The sequence below is a fragment of the Pseudarthrobacter sp. alpha12b genome (genome assembly GCF_054130495.1).
The window spans coordinates 2,959,056-2,975,883 of the sequence record NZ_CP196746.1 but is presented as its reverse complement, the minus strand read 5'-3'; the positions used below and the strand labels follow the sequence as shown (position 1 = coordinate 2,975,883).

The 16,828-nt window shown below is 65.5% G+C and carries 20 protein-coding genes; 11 read left to right on the top strand and 9 right to left on the bottom strand.

The window, feature by feature from the left end; translation table 11 throughout:
* Positions 1 to 46: 46 nt before the first annotated feature.
* Positions 47 to 406 (bottom strand): VOC family protein, encoded by a 360-nt coding sequence (locus ACTAQI_RS13810; RefSeq protein ID WP_457946614.1) that lies wholly within the window; start codon positions 404 to 406, stop codon positions 47 to 49.
* A 47-nt stretch (positions 407 to 453) separates the two neighbouring features.
* Here ACTAQI_RS13810 and ACTAQI_RS13805 point away from each other — a divergent pair, with 47 nt between their 5' ends.
* Positions 454 to 762 carry a hypothetical protein gene (locus ACTAQI_RS13805; protein ID WP_457946613.1) on the top strand — a complete coding sequence of 103 codons (309 nt, stop codon included), beginning with the start codon at positions 454 to 456 and terminating at the stop codon, positions 760 to 762.
* A gap of 18 nt (positions 763 to 780) precedes the next feature.
* Here the strand turns inward: ACTAQI_RS13805 and ACTAQI_RS13800 are convergent, their stop codons facing one another.
* Both ACTAQI_RS13800 and ACTAQI_RS13795 read right to left on the bottom strand, forming a co-directional pair.
* The gene (locus tag ACTAQI_RS13800; RefSeq protein ID WP_457946612.1) at positions 781 to 1,488 is read right to left on the bottom strand and encodes an EAL domain-containing protein; all 708 of its coding nucleotides are present in this window, start codon (positions 1,486 to 1,488) and stop codon (positions 781 to 783) included.
* Positions 1,489 to 1,652: 164 nt separating this feature from the next.
* Complete coding sequence (locus tag ACTAQI_RS13795; RefSeq protein WP_457946611.1) at positions 1,653 to 2,609, bottom strand: zinc-binding dehydrogenase; 957 nt, start codon at positions 2,607 to 2,609, stop codon at positions 1,653 to 1,655.
* A 160-nt stretch (positions 2,610 to 2,769) separates the two neighbouring features.
* Between ACTAQI_RS13795 and ACTAQI_RS13790 the strand changes: the two genes are divergently transcribed.
* From ACTAQI_RS13790 to ACTAQI_RS13775, 4 genes are all read left to right on the top strand, one after another.
* Positions 2,770 to 3,084 (top strand): ArsR/SmtB family transcription factor, encoded by a 315-nt coding sequence (locus ACTAQI_RS13790; protein WP_457946610.1) that lies wholly within the window; start codon positions 2,770 to 2,772, stop codon positions 3,082 to 3,084.
* Positions 3,081 to 3,488 (top strand): SRPBCC family protein, encoded by a 408-nt coding sequence (locus tag ACTAQI_RS13785; RefSeq protein ID WP_457946609.1) that lies wholly within the window; start codon positions 3,081 to 3,083, stop codon positions 3,486 to 3,488. Before ACTAQI_RS13790 ends, ACTAQI_RS13785 begins: the two co-directional genes overlap by 4 nt.
* 91 nt (positions 3,489 to 3,579) lie before the next feature.
* Entirely contained in the window at positions 3,580 to 5,517 is a 1,938-nt protein-coding gene (locus ACTAQI_RS13780; protein WP_457946608.1) for an ATP-binding protein, read from the top strand.
* 64 nt (positions 5,518 to 5,581) lie between these two features.
* Positions 5,582 to 5,830 (top strand): hypothetical protein, encoded by a 249-nt coding sequence (locus tag ACTAQI_RS13775; RefSeq protein WP_457946607.1) that lies wholly within the window; start codon positions 5,582 to 5,584, stop codon positions 5,828 to 5,830.
* Between the two features lie 140 nt (positions 5,831 to 5,970).
* Here the strand turns inward: ACTAQI_RS13775 and ACTAQI_RS13770 are convergent, their stop codons facing one another.
* The 4 genes from ACTAQI_RS13770 to ACTAQI_RS13755 all read right to left on the bottom strand — a co-directional run bounded on the left by ACTAQI_RS13770 (position 5,971) and on the right by ACTAQI_RS13755 (position 10,010).
* The gene (locus ACTAQI_RS13770; RefSeq protein ID WP_457946606.1) at positions 5,971 to 6,135 is read right to left on the bottom strand and encodes a hypothetical protein; all 165 of its coding nucleotides are present in this window, start codon (positions 6,133 to 6,135) and stop codon (positions 5,971 to 5,973) included.
* Between the two features lie 135 nt (positions 6,136 to 6,270).
* On the bottom strand, positions 6,271 to 7,731 hold the full coding sequence (locus ACTAQI_RS13765) for a hypothetical protein (RefSeq protein WP_457946605.1): 1,461 nt from the start codon (positions 7,729 to 7,731) through the stop codon (positions 6,271 to 6,273).
* Positions 7,732 to 7,782: 51 nt separating this feature from the next.
* A complete protein-coding gene (locus tag ACTAQI_RS13760) occupies positions 7,783 to 9,531 on the bottom strand; it encodes a DUF5671 domain-containing protein (protein ID WP_457946604.1) in 1,749 nt (582 codons plus the stop codon).
* Positions 9,528 to 10,010 (bottom strand): hypothetical protein, encoded by a 483-nt coding sequence (locus ACTAQI_RS13755; protein ID WP_457946602.1) that lies wholly within the window; start codon positions 10,008 to 10,010, stop codon positions 9,528 to 9,530. Before ACTAQI_RS13755 ends, ACTAQI_RS13760 begins: the two co-directional genes overlap by 4 nt.
* Before the next feature lie 269 nt (positions 10,011 to 10,279).
* Here ACTAQI_RS13755 and ACTAQI_RS13750 point away from each other — a divergent pair, with 269 nt between their 5' ends.
* The 3 genes from ACTAQI_RS13750 (at position 10,280) to ACTAQI_RS13740 (ending at position 13,908) form a co-directional block, all read left to right on the top strand.
* A complete protein-coding gene (locus ACTAQI_RS13750) occupies positions 10,280 to 11,650 on the top strand; it encodes an MFS transporter (protein WP_457946600.1) in 1,371 nt (456 codons plus the stop codon).
* Positions 11,651 to 11,741: 91 nt separating this feature from the next.
* Positions 11,742 to 12,998: an aminopeptidase P family protein gene (locus ACTAQI_RS13745; RefSeq protein ID WP_457946598.1), complete on the top strand. Its 1,257-nt coding sequence runs from the start codon at positions 11,742 to 11,744 to the stop codon at positions 12,996 to 12,998.
* A 73-nt stretch (positions 12,999 to 13,071) separates the two neighbouring features.
* Positions 13,072 to 13,908, top strand: a complete 837-nt coding sequence (locus ACTAQI_RS13740) for an IclR family transcriptional regulator (protein ID WP_457946596.1) — start codon at positions 13,072 to 13,074, stop codon at positions 13,906 to 13,908.
* Between the two features lie 36 nt (positions 13,909 to 13,944).
* Here ACTAQI_RS13740 and ACTAQI_RS13735 read toward each other — a convergent pair whose 3' ends face one another.
* Both ACTAQI_RS13735 and ACTAQI_RS13730 read right to left on the bottom strand, forming a co-directional pair.
* Positions 13,945 to 14,694, bottom strand: a complete 750-nt coding sequence (locus ACTAQI_RS13735) for a VOC family protein (protein WP_457946595.1) — start codon at positions 14,692 to 14,694, stop codon at positions 13,945 to 13,947.
* 85 nt (positions 14,695 to 14,779) lie between these two features.
* Positions 14,780 to 15,712 carry an NADP-dependent oxidoreductase gene (locus ACTAQI_RS13730; RefSeq protein ID WP_457946594.1) on the bottom strand — a complete coding sequence of 311 codons (933 nt, stop codon included), beginning with the start codon at positions 15,710 to 15,712 and terminating at the stop codon, positions 14,780 to 14,782.
* 90 nt (positions 15,713 to 15,802) lie between these two features.
* Here ACTAQI_RS13730 and ACTAQI_RS13725 point away from each other — a divergent pair, with 90 nt between their 5' ends.
* From ACTAQI_RS13725 to ACTAQI_RS13715, 3 genes are all read left to right on the top strand, one after another.
* Positions 15,803 to 16,303 (top strand): MarR family winged helix-turn-helix transcriptional regulator, encoded by a 501-nt coding sequence (locus ACTAQI_RS13725; protein WP_457946593.1) that lies wholly within the window; start codon positions 15,803 to 15,805, stop codon positions 16,301 to 16,303.
* A gap of 69 nt (positions 16,304 to 16,372) precedes the next feature.
* Entirely contained in the window at positions 16,373 to 16,660 is a 288-nt protein-coding gene (locus tag ACTAQI_RS13720) for a DUF2306 domain-containing protein (protein WP_457946591.1), read from the top strand.
* Positions 16,600 to 16,743 (top strand): hypothetical protein, encoded by a 144-nt coding sequence (locus ACTAQI_RS13715; RefSeq protein ID WP_457951131.1) that lies wholly within the window; start codon positions 16,600 to 16,602, stop codon positions 16,741 to 16,743. The genes ACTAQI_RS13720 and ACTAQI_RS13715 overlap by 61 nt, the downstream gene beginning before the upstream one ends.
* Positions 16,744 to 16,828: the final 85 nt, after the last annotated feature.

Here is a 16,828-nt window from a genome sequence, read left to right as displayed (position 1 = left end):
ACGGATGCCAACGGCTGCGGAAGCGGGCTTGTTCCCCAGCGGGGAGTTAGCGCGGGCTTTTGTCGATGACGCAGAACCGGTTGCCGTCCGGATCCGCCAGGACCACGAAGTCGGGATCCTTGGGATACATGTCCCAGTCCACCCGTTTGGCGCCGAGCGATACCAGCCGCTCAACCTCCGCGGCCTGGTCATCCGCGTAGAGGTCCAGGTGGATCCGCGGGTGGTCCTGGACGGGCGTTTCGCTGAGCTGGAGGGACAGTGCCGCGCCGGGTCCCGACGCCGGCACAAGGGTTACCCACGTGTCGTCGCCGGGTTCCCGGGGGACATAGCCGATGGCGTCACGCCAGAACTCAGTGGCGGCGGCGACGTCGTTGACGCCGAGGACAATGGTGCCGATGGTCAACATCCGCCCAGCCTAACCTTGCCCCCTGCAGCCCGGCTAGACTCGCGGGCATGGGGGAGAACAGCACACCTGATGAAGTCCAACCGTCCAAACGCGCCAAAGTACCCGCCGCCGTCGTGCCCTTGCTGGGCGTCGTCATTATGGTGGCGGGTTGCTTTGTCGCGTGGAGCAACCGCAACAGCTACGTGGGTTGGTTCGCGTACGCGCCGTTGAGCAACGAGGTCTTTTCCGGGAATGGCATCACGTTCATGAGCCAAGGGACGCAGGCCGGCCTGGGAATCATGGTCGCGGGGCTGCTGGTGCTCGCCTTCTGGGCGGGGTACCGGCTGGGCCGGCGGGCAAGTCCCGGCCCGCAGTAAAGGTCGGAGAGTGCGGACCTACCCGGCAGCGCGGTCGCCCGGCACCCGCACCTCCGGCAGTTCTTCGAACGCCGGTTTCGCAAACCAGTAACCCTGGAACAAGGGCACGCCCGCGGACTTCAAAACCAGGAACTCGTCCTCGGTCTCAATGCCTTCGGCGAGCACCGCGATGTCCAGTTCCTTTGCGATGGACACGATGCCGGAAACCACGGCCTGCCGGGCCTTGCTGGTGTCGATGCCCCGGATCAACTTCATGTCGATCTTGATCAGGTCCGGCTGGAAGTCCGCCAGGAGCCCCAGCCCGGCATGGCCCGCACCGAAGTCATCAATGGCAGTAGTGAACCCCTGCCTGCGGTATTCGGTGATGATGTTCGTCAGGTGCACGGTGTCGGTAATTTCCTCGTTTTCCGTGAACTCGAACATGATGGACGACGTTGGAAAGCTGCACCGGCGGGCAGCAAGGAGCGTGGCGCGAAGGCAGGCAGCCGGTTCGTAGACTGCGTTGGGCATGAAGTTGATGGACAACATCAAATCCTCACCCGCTGGAAACAGACGGCTGGCCAGCTCGATCGCCTTGACGCGGCAGTCCTGGTCAAAGCGGTACCTCTGCTCCGGGGTCACCCTGGCCAGAACGTCGTAGGCACCTTCGCCGGACAGGCCCCTGACCAGGGCCTCATAGCCCCAAACACAACCGGCTGCGGCGTCGTAGATCGGCTGGAAGGCCATGCTGAAATCGAAGTCCAGCCGTGAAGATGAGGTGCAGCCGTCACATGCCAAGTTGGGGTCCTCTCTATGGTTACTCAAGAGTAGGGCACCACGGGCGCTCGGCGGACGGCGGACGACGGCGGGACGCGCCCGCCGTCGTCCGCTTATGACAGTGCGTGGCGGACTTAGTCCTCGTAGACCGCGATGAAGCGGCCCACCACGCCGCCCCTGCGCAGCTTGTCGATGGCGCCCGGGATGTCCGCCTGCTTGATGAGTTTCATCGGCGGGTTCAGCTCACCGGACTTCATGAGGGTATAAAGGTTCTCAAGGTCCTCCTTGGTACCCGACTTGGAGCCCTTGATGGACAGCTGGTTGATGATCAGCGGGTAGGTGTTGATGGTCGCTTCGAGACGGCCCATGCCCACCTGGACCAGCGTGCCGAACTCGGCCAGGGTCTCGAGCGCCGCGGAAGTGGTGGTGCCGAAGCCGGCGTAATCGACGACCAGGTCCAGGTTCTTGTCCTTGAATTCCGTGATGGAGTCGGCCACTCCGGCGAGGCCGATCTCGTCCGCGAGCTTCTGCGTCTCCGGGTTCACTTCGGCGCCATACACCTCTGCGCCTGCCAGCACGGCCACGCGGGCGCCGATGTAGCCAAGGCCGCCGAGCCCGATCACGCCTACCTTCATGCCAGCTTTGGCCCCGCCCACCGCCATGATCGCGTGGTACGCGGTAAGTCCGGCATCCGTGGCCATTGCGCCCAGCTCGAACGAGACCTCGTCGGGGAGCTTCACCAGGTTGTCGTCAGTGGCGAGCAGCTTGGGGCCGAAGCCGCCGTCCCACTTGCCATAGCCCAGGGCGTCACCGTCGCTCATGACAGGGGAGAGGCCGACCCGGTCGCCCACCTTCCAGTGCTCCATCCCCGCTCCTAGCTCGGTGATGATGCCGGCATTTTCGTGGCCCATGGTGCGGGGAAGTTCCGGGAACAGCGGCATCCAGCCGGCGTCGTCGATGGCGGTGACGTCCGAGTGGCACACCCCGGCGGCCTTGACGGTCACCACCACCTGACCCGGACCGGCGGTCGGTTCAGCCACTTCGTTGAGGGTGAGTGGGTTGTTGGTGCCGGTGAACTGCCATGCCTTCATGGGGCATCTCCTTCGGATCGTCGGATAAGTTCATGCATTTGCATGCAATTACAGCGTACGCCTGTTTCGGTCCAGCGTGGCCCTGATGTGACGCGGGGAACTTGCCATGTTATGCCTGCGGGAAGTGATGCGTCGGATATTTCCGACCTATACTGAAAGCGTGCTTCCTGATGTCTTTGCCGCCGTGTCCAACCCCGCGCGGCGCGTCATCCTGGACGAGCTGCGCCAGGGGCCCAGGACGGCCGGGGAACTCACCGGCCTGCTGGACCTCAGCCGCCCCGCCGCCTCCGAACATCTTGCCGTGCTCCGCGGGGTGGGGCTGGTGCGGGAGGAGCGGCAGGGCCGGAACAGGGTATACCACCTTCAGCCGGCCGGGCTTGCCGAGATTGGCGGCTGGGTAAAGCACTTCGAGCACTACTGGAACCAGCGGCTGGATGCCCTGGGAGACCTTCTGGAAGAGGAGAAACCATCATGACCGAAAACGCCATCCGGCTGGAACGCCGCTACCCGCACCCAGCCGAGGCGGTCTGGGCCGCGCTGACCACACCCGAGCTGCTGGCCCGCTGGTGGGCGCCGGGCAACATTGCACCCGTGGCAGGCCACCGCTTCACCATGGATATGGAGTCCTGGGGCCAGCAACAGTGCGAGGTCCTGGCCGTGGAGCCTGGAAGGTCCATCAGCTTCCTCTTCTCCGAGGGCCAGCTGGACACCACCATCACCTGGCACCTGGAGCCCGTGGCCGGCGGCACCGTCCTTCACTTCGAGCACGCGCGCTTCCAGCTGGACACCCCCATGGGCCGGCACGCCATCGAAGGCATGGGCAACGGCTGGCCGGGCCTGCTGGCCCGCATCGACGGGGTGCTTGCCGGGGTGTCCTGACCTCTCCGGCTGCTGCTACGCTCCACGTAGTTGGCCCGACGCTGCGCCTTCGGGTTGACCATCAGTTTTAGTCGTGAGCGAAGGAACCACCATGACGGTTGCCCAGATCCAAGTGGACCAGCGTGTGATCGGGATTGATTCCCGGCGCTTCGCCTCGGTTGAGAAGGCGCTCGTGGAGCTCATCACCAACAGCGATGACAGCTACGCGCGGCTGGAAAGGGCCGGCGGCACCGTGACCGGCAGGATCGTGGTCGGTTACCAGCGGCACCACTCAGGGGCGGTGCTGATGGTCAGCGACCAGGCGGAGGGTATGTCCTTCGAGCAGGCCGGCCGGATCCTCAGCTACGGCGGCGCCCACAGCCCGCTGGCCCGCGGGGAGGGCGCAGGCCGCGGCTACTTTGGGCGCGGACTCAAACAGGCCATCTTCGGCCTGGGCCATGGCTGGATCGAGACCGTTCAAAGCGGCCGGTTCACCCGGATCGACATCTTCCGGGGCGAGAATGGCGGCTATCTTTACGACGACGACGGCGCTGACCGCCCGGCGTTCCCTGCGGATTACGCCCGGCTGGGGTTTTCCGACGGCGGCAACGGCACCCGGGTCACCATCGTCGTCGACAATCCGCATGCCACCATCACCCAGCAGGCAACCCTGCTGCAACTGCTTGCTGACAACGTCTACCTGCGGGACGTGCTGGACCGGCGCAACGTGGAGCTGGTACACGGACACCCCGGCGCCGAGGACTACGGCAGCGACAGCATCCGGTTCCGGGAACCTCCGGCCATCACGCTGGTAGGCCCCGATGAGCCGGGCAGCTTCGGCGTCGACGGTACGGAGTACGCCTTCACCGTCACGCTCAAGCGCGCCCAGGATGTCGAACTGACGCTGAAGGGTGACGAACGAACCGCCGGCCTGGTGGTGGAGTCCGGCATGGCCGTGCTCGATTGCCAGATGTTCGAGTACGAGAACCAGGTGGGCACCGAGTATCTTTTCGGGACGGTACGCTGCCCGGCGCTCACTGAAATGCTGGGCCGGGGCAAGGCCATCATCAGTGATGAGCGCGAGGGCCTGAACACCAAGGACCCGTTCGTTGCGGCGTTCTCGCGCGCCGTCAGCCGGATGATCGCGGCCGCCGTCCAGGCCGAGAAAGAAAAACTCGCCCATCTGGAACGCGCCACCACGTCCGGGCGAACCGCAGGGATGATCGAGCACCTGCTCCAGCACATGAGTGAGGCCGCCATCGTGGACCTGGGCCTGGAGACAGGCCCTGTTGTCCGGAACGGGGACGGCTCGCAGGCGCCGGAGCCACCACTGCCGGCGGCGCTGCGGTTCACAACGCCCTTCTACTACCGTCCGCCAATGCATCCGTTCCACGTGGCCTTGCTGCTGGATCCACGCCAGCTGCCCGAGGCCGAAACGTTGGCGTTCGATCTGGATCTTCCGCCCTCGATCCGTCTGGACCCGCTGCCTGCGCCGGTTCCCGTCAGCACCTTGGCGGAGACGCTCCGGCTCGAATGGACAGCAACAGGCGGCCGGGCTGGAGACCACGGGGAAATCACCGCCCGGGCTGGGGACTACTGGGCGCTTTGCGAAGTGGTCATTGCCGAGCATGCGTCACGCCGCAGCGCAAACCAGCCTCCGCACCATGCCGTCGCCGCCGGAACGCATCCGGTTCCGCACCGCCAGGTCCATCACCCGAGCCGGGACCACGGCGTGGACCTCTTTACCGGCTACGACTTCCGCAACCTCCACAACAGCGCGGACCGTGCCGTGTACAGCGAAGAGGAACGAAAAGTCCTCATCAACACCGCCGCCCCAACCGTCCAGCTCTACGTCGACGGCCGGGGCCGCTTTCGTGACTCCGCCCGGCTCTTGCTCGCCGAGCTCTTCCTTGACGTGATCTCGGACGAGCTGGCAAGGCGCCGCGTTGAACAGCATGGCCATGCCGGGGACCTGGAAGCCTTCAGAAACGCCAAGCGGGCCATCATTGGCCGCTACGGCAGCGAAGTGCACCGCACCTTCCTGGGCTGAGGCCGGGCAGGGCTCATCGAAGCCGGGGCGTTTACTGCCGAAAGGAGAAGGGTAACGATGGAGTATGACTGATACCGGAGACGGCGGCGCCAACGATCCCTTTGACGGCAGCGACGAGATGGTGGCCGGAACCGGGCACCTTGAGACGCCCGAGACCATCGCGGAAGATGTCCGGCACGACATCCAGCTGGGCCAGGTCCAGGACGACGTAGCCCACGTCCTGGAGGAACGCTTCGAGGAAGCGGGCATTGAGGCCCGGCCCGAAGAAGTGGATGACCTTGCCGAAGAAATCGAGCGGGACGCCTCCACCTGAAGAGCCGCCGGGACGGGCCTGAAACGGCGGGTAACAACCTGGACCAGTGCGCTGGCCGTGTTGGGCGCATGGCTCTATGAGTCATACCGGTGGTTCAGGTGGCCCGTCCTGTCAGCGTGGCCGGCGGCGCGTGTCCCGGGCTAGGGCCAGTCGGCGCGGGTGAAGCGGATGGGGCTCCGCATGGTGAGGAGGCAGTCTGACGTCCACTCCGCCGCCTTGCGCTGTACGTCCAGTGAATCCGCTGCTGCAACCTGCTGCGCGTCCTGGTTTGTGGCGTCCTGAAGACCTTCAACTGAGCTTTTCACATATCCCCCTTGTAAAGCGTGTGTGCCCACACTAGGCACCACCGAATGCCAAGGGAAGAGGGTTAATCCACCGGCCGGATAAACTGCGCAAATCTTGAGGATCGACGATTTTCCCCTGCGAACGCACCGGTGGCCCTACTTTCCGAATCGCGAGAAAACAGCGCCGAAAAAGGCCTCGAGGGCGTCGGCCTTAGCCTGTGTGTCCGGCTGCGATGCCACGGTGCCGGCCGCCTCGATGGACAGCGTTCCCCTGCGCGCACCGCTCCGGACATGCCAAGCACCTGTACCGTCGGAGAGCTGGTAGGCCACGGCGTAGCTCGAGTCAGCGGTGATGGCGGTGGTGAGTTCGGAAACCGGGAACCAGGGCCGGCTGCGGCCGCCAAACGATTTATCTTCGATACTCCTGCAGCCCCGCAGATGCTCCGCCCGGGAGTCGAACGGATAGGGCGGGACCGCCGTCGACGGCATGCTGATGACTGTGAAGTCGATGTAGTCCATCTTGCTGGCACCCTGAATCTGCCCTTGGCCGGATACCGAGCCGGCCAGTGCTGCGGCATACGACTCTTCGTTGAAGGTGCAGGGGGAGTCCGGTGGCTGTGAGGAGGCGCCGGGCGTGAAGCCCGGGGGCGCTCCGATGAGCGTGGCCTGCGGCAGGGTCACGGGTTCCCCGTTGGGGCCTTTAATGCCGTTGAACAGCGCCACCAACTGGTCAGGGGTCAGGGAATTCGGGGGTGGCGGCGCCATTGACGGAGGGCTCTTCCTGGCCTGGTCGATGAGCTCCTTCGCCAATGCAGCCATGGCGTCAAGGGCCGGCTGGGCATCGGACGGCGAATTCAAGGTCGCAACGGAAAGGCTCAGCGTGATGGACAAGGTGCCGCTCAGGACACGCAACCCGACGGAGCCGAAGTCCCCCGGTCCCTTCGGCTTGGTGACCTGCACCAAGGCGTGCTGCCTGTCGGCTATCGGGGGAGCAACCAGCAGTTGGAGAGCGTAGCTGGAGCTCCGGCCTGACTCTGTGTAGGAAAGGTCGAACTGGCTGCAGTGGGACACCAGGGCATCTGCGTACCCGAAATCAGCTTTGGCGATGGCATCCCGTTCCGCACTCCGCAGCACGATCATGATGGTGCTGGTAGGTCCGGATTCGCCGCCGGCCGAAGGCATGCCGCCTTCCGCGAAGTTGATGTTCTTGTCCGCCCATCGGGTGAAGGGATCCTGCGGAACGAAAGCGATGCAATCGCCGGGCGTCGTTTCCATTGCGGTGGAGGGAAATGACCCGCTTACGGCGCCGCTGCGCAGGGACGCTGAATCATGGGCTGCAGGAAATGGCAGGTTGCGGGTCTTGCCCACTCCGTTGATGATGGCCGTGAGCTCCGCGTCCGTGAACGCCTTGGAAGGCGATTCCGTTGGACCTGGGCCCTGGGCAGGTGACGTTTGGGGAGCAGGTTCCTTGCCGCCGGAAGGACTGCTGTTTGGCGCGCCGCCTCCGGACGAACACCCCGCCAAAGCGAGCAGGATGGCCGCCAGGCAACATAGCCCGCGCCGCCCGGTATTTCCAGGAGCAGCGCCGCTACGCTTCGCGATCCCACCAGCAGCCATCGCCGGCCTCCTTTGCCAGCACCAACGCTAGGCTCCGGGCCGCTGGACCAGCTAGGGCCGTAGGGCCCGCCCCGGCGCAGGGCCGCCCAGGACGGGAGCGCCGCCGGTGGCGGCCAGCGGGATCACTTCGATGCGCGCTGCCGGTCCCGCAACCACCAGGACGTGCTGGGCCGTGACGCCTTCCAGGGCCGCCGCCACCTCCCGGGTGGCCTCCTCAACCCCTGGAGGCGGGACGGACGACGGCGGAAGCCCTGCGCCGCCGTCGTCCGCCCTTAGCCAAGTGGTCACCTTGGCTCCGGTAGCGTCAGCGATCCGGCGCCCCAGTGCCTCGGGATCCACGGAACCGGGTGGGTGCCCGCTGACCAGGGTGATCCGCTCGATCATCCGTTTGTGCATGGGTGCCGCGGCGGCAAGCAGTGCCCTGTCGTGCCGCCAGAGAGCGAAGTGGTAGCCGGCCACGAGCCCCGCTGCCACCAGGAGGCCCAGGGGCGCGCGGATCCGGTCAAGGAGGCTTCCGCCGGTGACTTCTCCCAGCAGGAATTCGAAGAGCCGGTAGCCGATGACCAGCAGCGTTATGAGGGCCACCACGGCACTGACGCCGAAAAACGCCACCAGGTAGACGCGCCGGCCGGGCGGAATGTCATTAGCGGTCCTCGGCTGGTGCCTCGGCTTCCAGGCCAGCCACCAGACCGGTGCCCCCACCGCCAGGGAGCTGATGCCGCCAAGGAGCAGGGTGCGTGTGGCCCCGCCGGCCAGCGGCGAAACCGCCGCGGCCAGCAGCGCGTTGACCACAACGCCGATGCCCGAAGCCGCCGCGGCCAGCGCCACCGCAGACGTCACCAGCAGGCTGGCGCGGCGGGTCCGGGTGGAGCGGTGGACCGAGGCTGTGCGGTGGTAGCGCCACACCAGGGCGCCGATGACAGCGGCGGCGATGGCCGGTGCGAGCGGTTCGAGCAGGTTGTTCAAGGGGTCGCTCCGGTCGAACGCCAGCCGCAGGAGCACAAACAGGATGACCCCAAGCCCGCCCAGTGCGGTGATGCCGGCGACGAAGATGCCCACGGCAATGATGGTGACGTCCACCAACCCTGTCTGGAAGCGCCGGCCGCCCTCGCGGAACCAGTGCCACCACCACACAACGGCCCCGCCGGCAGCCCACACCAGGGACCGCAGGATGGGGAACCACCAGGGCTCATAGGTAGCTGATGCCGCGAAAGCCCGGATCGCCACGTCCAGCAGGGTGCTCAGCGCGGCGATGGCGGCGCCGGCGCCCAGGAGCAGGCCAAACACGGAGCCGACGACGGCCCGGACGTCGTCGAGGTGCGACGACGGTTTGCGGGGGTGCTTCCACATCCAGCGGTGCCACCACCAGATGGCCGCCCAGACAAGGCCGTTGGCCAGCGGGGACGGCCACTGGCGTTCCTGCGCGCCGATGAAGGACGTGGCAAGATTCAGCAGCGACGTGGTGGCGATGATGAGCGAGACCGCGTACATCCCGGTCAGGTAGAGGCCCCATCCAGGCGCACGGCGCTCTGATTCGTCGTCCAGGCGCCGCCAGACGAACCACCACAGCAACAAGGCCAGGGGGCCGCCGATCAGGGTGAAAGCCAGGGACAGGGCCAGGCCGGTGACGTCACCCGAGACCAGGGTGGATGCGGTGCGGAACAGGCGCTCCAGCAGTCCGCTCAGGCCTGACGCGGTGATCACCACCAGGGCGAACAGCAGGACGTACAGGATCAGCCGGCGGAGGGTTGCCAGGGCGCTCGTGGGCGTGGAGACCGTGGGGGTTGCCGGCGACGTCATTGCTTCACCGGGCCGTTGGTGCAGGCCATCAGGGGGTACGGGGGCTGGTCAATCATCCATGTCCCGTTCACCTTGAGCAGCGAGAAGGAATCCTCCATTTCGTACTCCGACGGGCCGAACGGTCCGCCCTGGGATGACCGGACAATTGAAACCACAACGGTAGCTGATTCGGTGCGTTCCGTCGTCGAAACCAACACGACGCGGGCGGGTGAGGGCTCACCGTAATAGGCGCCGCGGCACCGGCTCTTGGCTTCTGCCGTGAGGTAAGACCGGGCCGTGGTGCTGTCGCCGTCGATCACTGCCTTGCTGTACCGCTGGACCACGCCGGCGGGGCTTGCCTCATCCAGCGGGGCTGGCTCGCCGCGGGTGAAGACCACTGCCAGTGCCACCGCCACCAGCAGTACCACCACGCCCACCAGTGCGAGCAGGATCCGGTCTGGTTTTCTCCCGGTGTGGCCCGCGGCGGCAGTGTCGTCCATGGCGCAAGTATGGGGCAACGCGGCCGTTTTGGCCCGTGCCTTTGGGCCCATTTCCCGTAGCGTTTTCACATTGCTAACAACGCAGTTGCATAGGTTGCAACATCTATGGTGATTGCCTATCGCCCGAGAGCCAGCAAGGGTAACTTGCCAGAACTCCAGATTCCCGTTCCAAAATCCTCGCTCAACCTATTGACTGTGGTGTGCGTCACGACCTATCTTGAAACAACCGCGTTGCAACATATGCAACTCCTACTTTTACTGGTGGTTCCATGATTAACGAATCAAGCTCACCCGTCGCGGGAGTCATTGCCAATGACGACAATGTTCCCGCCGGTGCAGGCCACGGCGCCGGCAATCCTGTGGCCAGTAAGGATGTACGACGCCGGGTGGTCACGGCGAGCTTCATCGGCAACTTCGTCGAGTGGTTCGACTACGCCGTGTACGGCTACCTCGCGGCGGTCATTTCCTCGGTCTTCTTTCCCGAAGCGGACCGGCAGACCGCGCTGCTGGCAACCTTCGGCGTCTTTGCCGTTTCCTTCTTCGTCCGTCCCCTGGGTGGCTTCTTCTGGGGCCACATCGGTGACAGGCTGGGCAGGCGCAAGGCCCTGTCACTCTCCATCGTCATCATGTCCGTCTCCACTTTCTGCATCGCCCTCATCCCCGGCTACGGAACCATCGGCATGCTGGCCCCGGTCCTGCTGCTCCTGGTCCGGGTGGTCCAGGGGTTCTCGGCCTCCGGCGAATACGCAGGCGCCTCAGCTTTCCTGGTGGAATACGCCCCGGCCAACCGCCGCGGACTCTACGCCGCGGTGGTGCCGGCCAGCACCGCAGCGGGCCTGCTCCTGGGCTCACTGATCGCGGCACTCCTCAGCTCGGTGCTCAGCACCGAACAGCTGCACGAGTGGGGCTGGCGGCTGCCGTTCCTCCTGGCGGCCCCCATGGGCCTGATCGGCCGCTACATCCGGACAAAGCTGGAGGACACCCCGGCCTTCCGCGCCCTGGCAGAGCAGGAGGAGTCGGCGCCCAAAGCTCCCGCGCTGGCTATGTTCCGGACCTACCGCAAGCAGTTGGTAATCGCCTGCGGTGCGGTGCTGCTCAACGCCGTCGGCTTCTACGTCATCCTCAGCTACATGCCCACCTACCTGTCCGAGGAACTGGGATTCGGCCCCACCGAATCGTTCCTGGCCACCACCATCGCCCTTGCCAGTTACATCGGTTTCATCTTCCTGACCGGCATTGCCTCCGACAGGTTTGGCCGCAAGCGCATGCTGATCACGGCGTCCGTCCTGTTCATTCTCCTGACCGTTCCGGCGTTCATGCTGCTGGACACGGGCAACTTCCTGGTCATCGTTCTGGTCCAGATCCTGCTGGGCGGCATGCTCACACTGAACGACGGCACCTTGCCCAGCTTCCTCGCCGAACTGTTCCCCACCAAGGTCCGGTACAGCGGCTTCGCCGTCAGCTTCAACCTGTCCAACGCGCTCTTCGGCGGCACCGCGCCGTTCATGGCAACCCTGCTGATCGGCCTGACGCAAAGCAAGCTGGCCCCCGGCTGGTACCTGGTGGCCGCCTCCGCCGTATCCCTGGTGGCTGTGCTGTTCGCCGCCGAAACGTCGCGGAAGCCCCTCAAGCACCTCTGAGCAACCAGAGGCCCCTAAACCAACCTCCCTACACGCACCAACACCCAACTGCCGCAACGGCAGCTGCACCCATTAGAAAGGCACCACCCTCGTGACTATCACCGCCGACAACGCTTCCTCCATCGCCGAACTCGAGCGCCTCAAGGTCCTGCACAACGGCACCAAGGGCAAGCTCACGTTCTCCGATGCAGAGTTCGAGCGCCGCCTGGGCGGCCTCCGCCGGATCATGGCCGCCAAGGACCTGGATGCTGTCATCCTCACCAGCTACCACGGCATCAAGTACTACTCCGACTTCCTGTACACAACGTTCGGCCGCAACTACGCCCTGGTGGTCACCGCTGACGACTCGGTCACCGTGACCGCGAACATCGACGCCGGCATGCCGTGGCGCACCTCCTACGGCGAGAACATCGTCTACACCGACTGGCGCCGCGACAACTTCTACTTCGGCCTGCAGGAGGCTCTCCGCCAGCGCGGCGTCAAGGCCACCCGCCTGGGCGTCGAGGACGACTTCCTCCCGGGCCTGACCCGCGAGAAGATCGCCGCCGCTTTCCCGGGCGCTACGCTCCTGGACGTCTCGCAGGACGCCATGCGCCAGCGCATGATCAAGTCCGCAGAGGAGATCGAGGTCATCAAGCACGGCGCCCGCATCGGCGACCTCGGCGGCGAGGCCATCCGCAACGCCATCCGCGAGGGCATCTCCGAGTACGAGGTCGCCCTGATCGGCACCGAGGCCATGGTGCACGAGATCGCCAAGACCTTCCCTGACCGCGAGGTCCGCGATACCTGGGTGTGGTTCCAGTCCGGCATCAACACGGACGGCGCCCACAACTGGGCTACCACCCGCAAGCTGCAGCAGGGCGATATCCTCTCGCTCAACTGCTTCCCCATGACCTCCGGCTACTACACTGCCCTGGAGCGCACCCTCTTCCTGGGCCAGCCGGACGAGCGCTCCCTGGAGCTGTGGAACATCAACGTGGAGGTGCACCGCCGCGGCCTGGAACTCATCAAGCCCGGTGCCGTCTGCAAGGACATTGCCGCAGAGCTCAACGAGATCTACATCAGCCATGGACTGCTGGCCAACCGCACCTTCGGCTACGGCCACTCCTTCGGCGTCCTCAGCCACTACTACGGCCGCGAGGCCGGGCTGGAGCTGCGCGAGGACATTGACACCGTCCTTGAGCCCGGCATGGTGGTGTCCATGGAACCAATGATCACTGTGGCGGACGGTCTTCCCGGGGCCGGCGGCTACCGCGAACACGACATCCTGGTCATCGGCGAGGACAACTCCGTGGAGAACATCACCAAGTTCCCGTTCGGTCCTGAGCACAACATCATCGAGGGATAACCAACTGAACAGCCGGAGCGGCGCCGTGGACCACGGCGCCGCTTTCGGCGTCTCCCGCCAACCATAGGGAAAGATGGTGTCCACCATGACTCCTGCAAAGACCCCCGACAGCAACGGCAACGGAACCGGCACCAACGGCGGGACGGACGCGAAAGGCGCCTCCGTCGTCGTCAATGCCATCGCCGTCCTGCGCACCTTCACCGCGGATGAGCCGCTGCTGGGCGTCACCGAAATCGCCAACCGGGTGGGTATGCACAAAAGCAGCGTCTCCCGGATCCTGGCCACCTTTGAGCAGGAAAACCTGGTGGAACGGGACCCGGAAACCAAGCGGTTCCGGCTGGGACTGGGCCTGATCGCCGTCGCCGGGCCGCTGCTGGCGGAGATGGAGGAGCGCCGTGTTGCCTACCCGGTCCTGCGGCAGTTGACGGAGCAGACGGGCGAAACCAGCGCGCTCATGCTGTGGAACGGGGATGAGGCCATCTGCGTGGAGCAGATCGCCAGCCACCACCAGATCAAGCACACCACGCCACTTGGCGCGCGCTACCGGGACGCCATGAGCGCCTCCGTCCAGGTGTTCCTCTCCACCCTGCCCGCCGAGCGGGTGCGGGAACTGCTGCGCAGCGGAACCATCACTTTCCCGGGACTGGACGACGCCGGGCTGGCGGCTTATGAGGCAAGGCTGCGGGACGTGGCGCAACGGGGATGGGCGGGAAACTACGGTGAATCGTCCATGGACGAGGTGGGCGTGGCAGCCCCCGTCCGCGACCACCGCGGCGACGTGGTGGCCGCCGTCCTGATCCCCGCCCCCCGTTTCCGGGTGTCGAAGGAACAGTTCGAGAGCCTGGGTGAGGCCTGCGTTGCCGCCGCCGCCAAGGTGACCACCCGGCTGGGCGGCCGGCCGGCAAGCTGACGCTGCCTGGTCAGGGCAATGCTGACGGGATGCGGGTCAAGCGGTGACCGCGCTGACCGCGGTGACGCCGCCCCAGGGATCGCTGAGCACCGCGCTCCTGAACCCCGGGGTATCCGAGGGCGCCATGACGATGCCGCCGCCTAAAGCAACGGCCCGGTCAGCGGTCTTGTCTGCGTTGGTGACCCCGAAGTTCACGCTCCAGTGCGGAGGAACGCTGACGCCGTCGGTGCCGGTGGCGACTGCAACCACCTGGCCTTCGCGGAGCCATAGTGAAAAGGGAGTATCGGGCGGTGACTTCAGCTCCCAGGTGAACATCGCCTGGTAAAACTCCCGGGCTTTTTGCAGATCCGGAGTATGCAGGGAACTCATGGCCCAAGAGTTCGGCTGATCGGCAAGCTCAACGCCGTCATGGTCCCCCGCCTGCCGCAGGCAGAACAGCACGCCGGAGGAGTCGGCAACCAATGCCGCCTGGGCCAGGGCACTGAAGGTCCCGAGCCCCCTGCCTCCCGCCTGTTCAACCTGCGCTAACGCGTTCCCGACATTACCCACACGGATGTGTGTCAGCCATCCGGCGGGCGACTGCGGCGGGGACTGCCCCACGCCGCCCACCAAACGTCCGTCAAGTCGGGCCGGGTAGTACTCACCGTCGAACCCCGACATCGGAATTGCCTCGTCGAAACTCCAGCCGAAGAGTGCGCCGTAGAATTCTTTGGCGGCCCGGGGGTCCGGTTGCCAAGAGTCCACCCAGCACGGCGCACCCACTGAGGAAGTATCCCGCTTGGACATAAACGGCACCTCTTCCAATCCGACTGGCCCGGCCGGGCCATAGAGCGTTGCCAGGCAAGCATACTTCTGGTTCTTGCTGCACGGATCAGGCGGGAAGGACGATGACCTTTCCGGGCACGCGGCCCGCGCTGGCTTCGGCGTGGAGGGCAGGAAGCTCGGCGAGACGGATGCGCCGGGTGACTTCGACGGTTAGTTTTCCGTCGTCGACGAGGGACGCCAGTTCGGTGAGGCGTTCGCGGTTTGGCCGGACGAATACGGTGGCGGCGCGCACGCCACGTTTCTCGTCGCCCGGAGTCGCCATGAAGGCGGTGGTGCTGACTACTTTGCCGCCATCGCGCACCAGCGCGACCAGAGCGGTGAATTGCTCCGGGTCGATCGGAGCGAGGTTGAGCAGCACGTCGACCTGCCCATGGACGGCGCTGAGCAGGTCGGCGTCGGTGTGGTCGATGATCTCGTCCGCGCCGGCCGCGCGGACGGCGTCGATGCTGCGTGGGCTCGCAGTCGCCACGACCTGCACGCCGGCGCGTTTCGCCAGCTGGATGGCGTACTTGCCCACGACACCGCCCGCGCCGACGATGAGCAAGCGCTGCCCGGCCTGGAGCCGGCCGTCGTCGAAAAGCGCCTGCCAAGCGGTCAGCGCCACCGAGGGTAGTGCTGCAGCGTCGGCCAGCGGGATGCTCGTCGGGGCAGCCACAACCGCTTCCGCAGGGGCGATCACATACTCGGCGGCGCCGCCGTCCTGTTCCATGGGCAGGAATCCCATGACCCGGTCGCCGACCGCAGCGCCCTGGACACCCTCACCGACCGCGTCGATGGTGCCGGAAACGTCGTAGCCGGGCACATGCGGCAGCACCACCGGGATCGGCAAGAACCCGGCCCGCATTCCGTTGTCAGCCGCATTGAACGCGGACGCCTCAACACGCAGCCGGACCTGCCCGGCCACGGGCACTGGCTGTTCGACCTCCCCGAACTGCAGAACTTCGGGTCCGCCCACCTCGTGAAACCGCACTGCCTTCATGATTCTTCCTCTCGTTTTTGCTTCGATTTCGAAGCAATGGAATGAAGCTATCATTGCTTCGAATTCGAATCAACCCCCTATGATGGGGTTATGAACGAAACGCCCATGTCCCTGACCCCCACGCAGCTTGGGGCGTACTTCTCTTTCATGGAGGTGAGCAGCTTGCTGCGCCACGCAGTGGAGAAACAGCTCCGCGATGCCGGTGACCTCAGCTACGTCCAGTTCCAGCTCCTCGCCCGCCTGGGCGACGCGCCGGATGGGCAACGGCGCATGACGGATCTCGCCGACGGTGTGGTCTATAGCCGCAGCGGACTGACGTACCAAGCGCAATCTTTGGAGCAACGAGGATTCGTCGCCCGCTCACCCTCGCCCGAGGACGAACGCAGCACCGTCCTGACCCTCACCGAAGCCGGCCGCGCCGTGCTCGCGGCAGTGTTCCCTGGCCATATCAACGCCGTGCACAGCTTGCTGTTCGCGGCTCTTTCGGACGGGGACGTCGACGATCTCGCGCGCATCCTTGGCCAGGCCGCCGCCCATCTCCGCGCAGCTCCGCCACGCTCAGCCACACCCCGCCGGCGGAAGGCACCGTAAAGGTGCGACTTTCGGTCGTGTACGGCGGCGTGAGCGATCATTGCAGCTAAAGGCGGCAGCGTCCATCGGATGGTGGGCCGAATCTGGGCTGCTTCCGTGTATGTCGTGGTGCTGACCTCGTTCGGAATCAGAACCATCGACGGAGGGTTCAATTGGCTTCACGCCCTATCAGTACTGACGTTCTGCACACTGACAGCGGGACTGTGGGCCATCTGGAAGAGAAACATCAGGGCGCACCGCAGTTTCATGACCGGCAGCTACCTCGGTCTAATCGGCGCCCTTGTGGCGTTCTGGCAGTGCCCTCGGGTCGCATTCCGCAGCTCGCCATCCATGAGCTCCCGCTGCTGGGGCTGTTGATTATGACCCTGCTGGGCACGGCCGCACTCGTTCTCATCGGCATCGCCCAGCTTCGCAAAACCCAGACGGTCCCCGTCTCCTAGCCCTGGCCGTCTGCTCGCGGTAGTGCCAACAGCATGAAGGGGACATTGCCTCACCCACAGGGCTGTCAGTGAATCCCTGGAACAT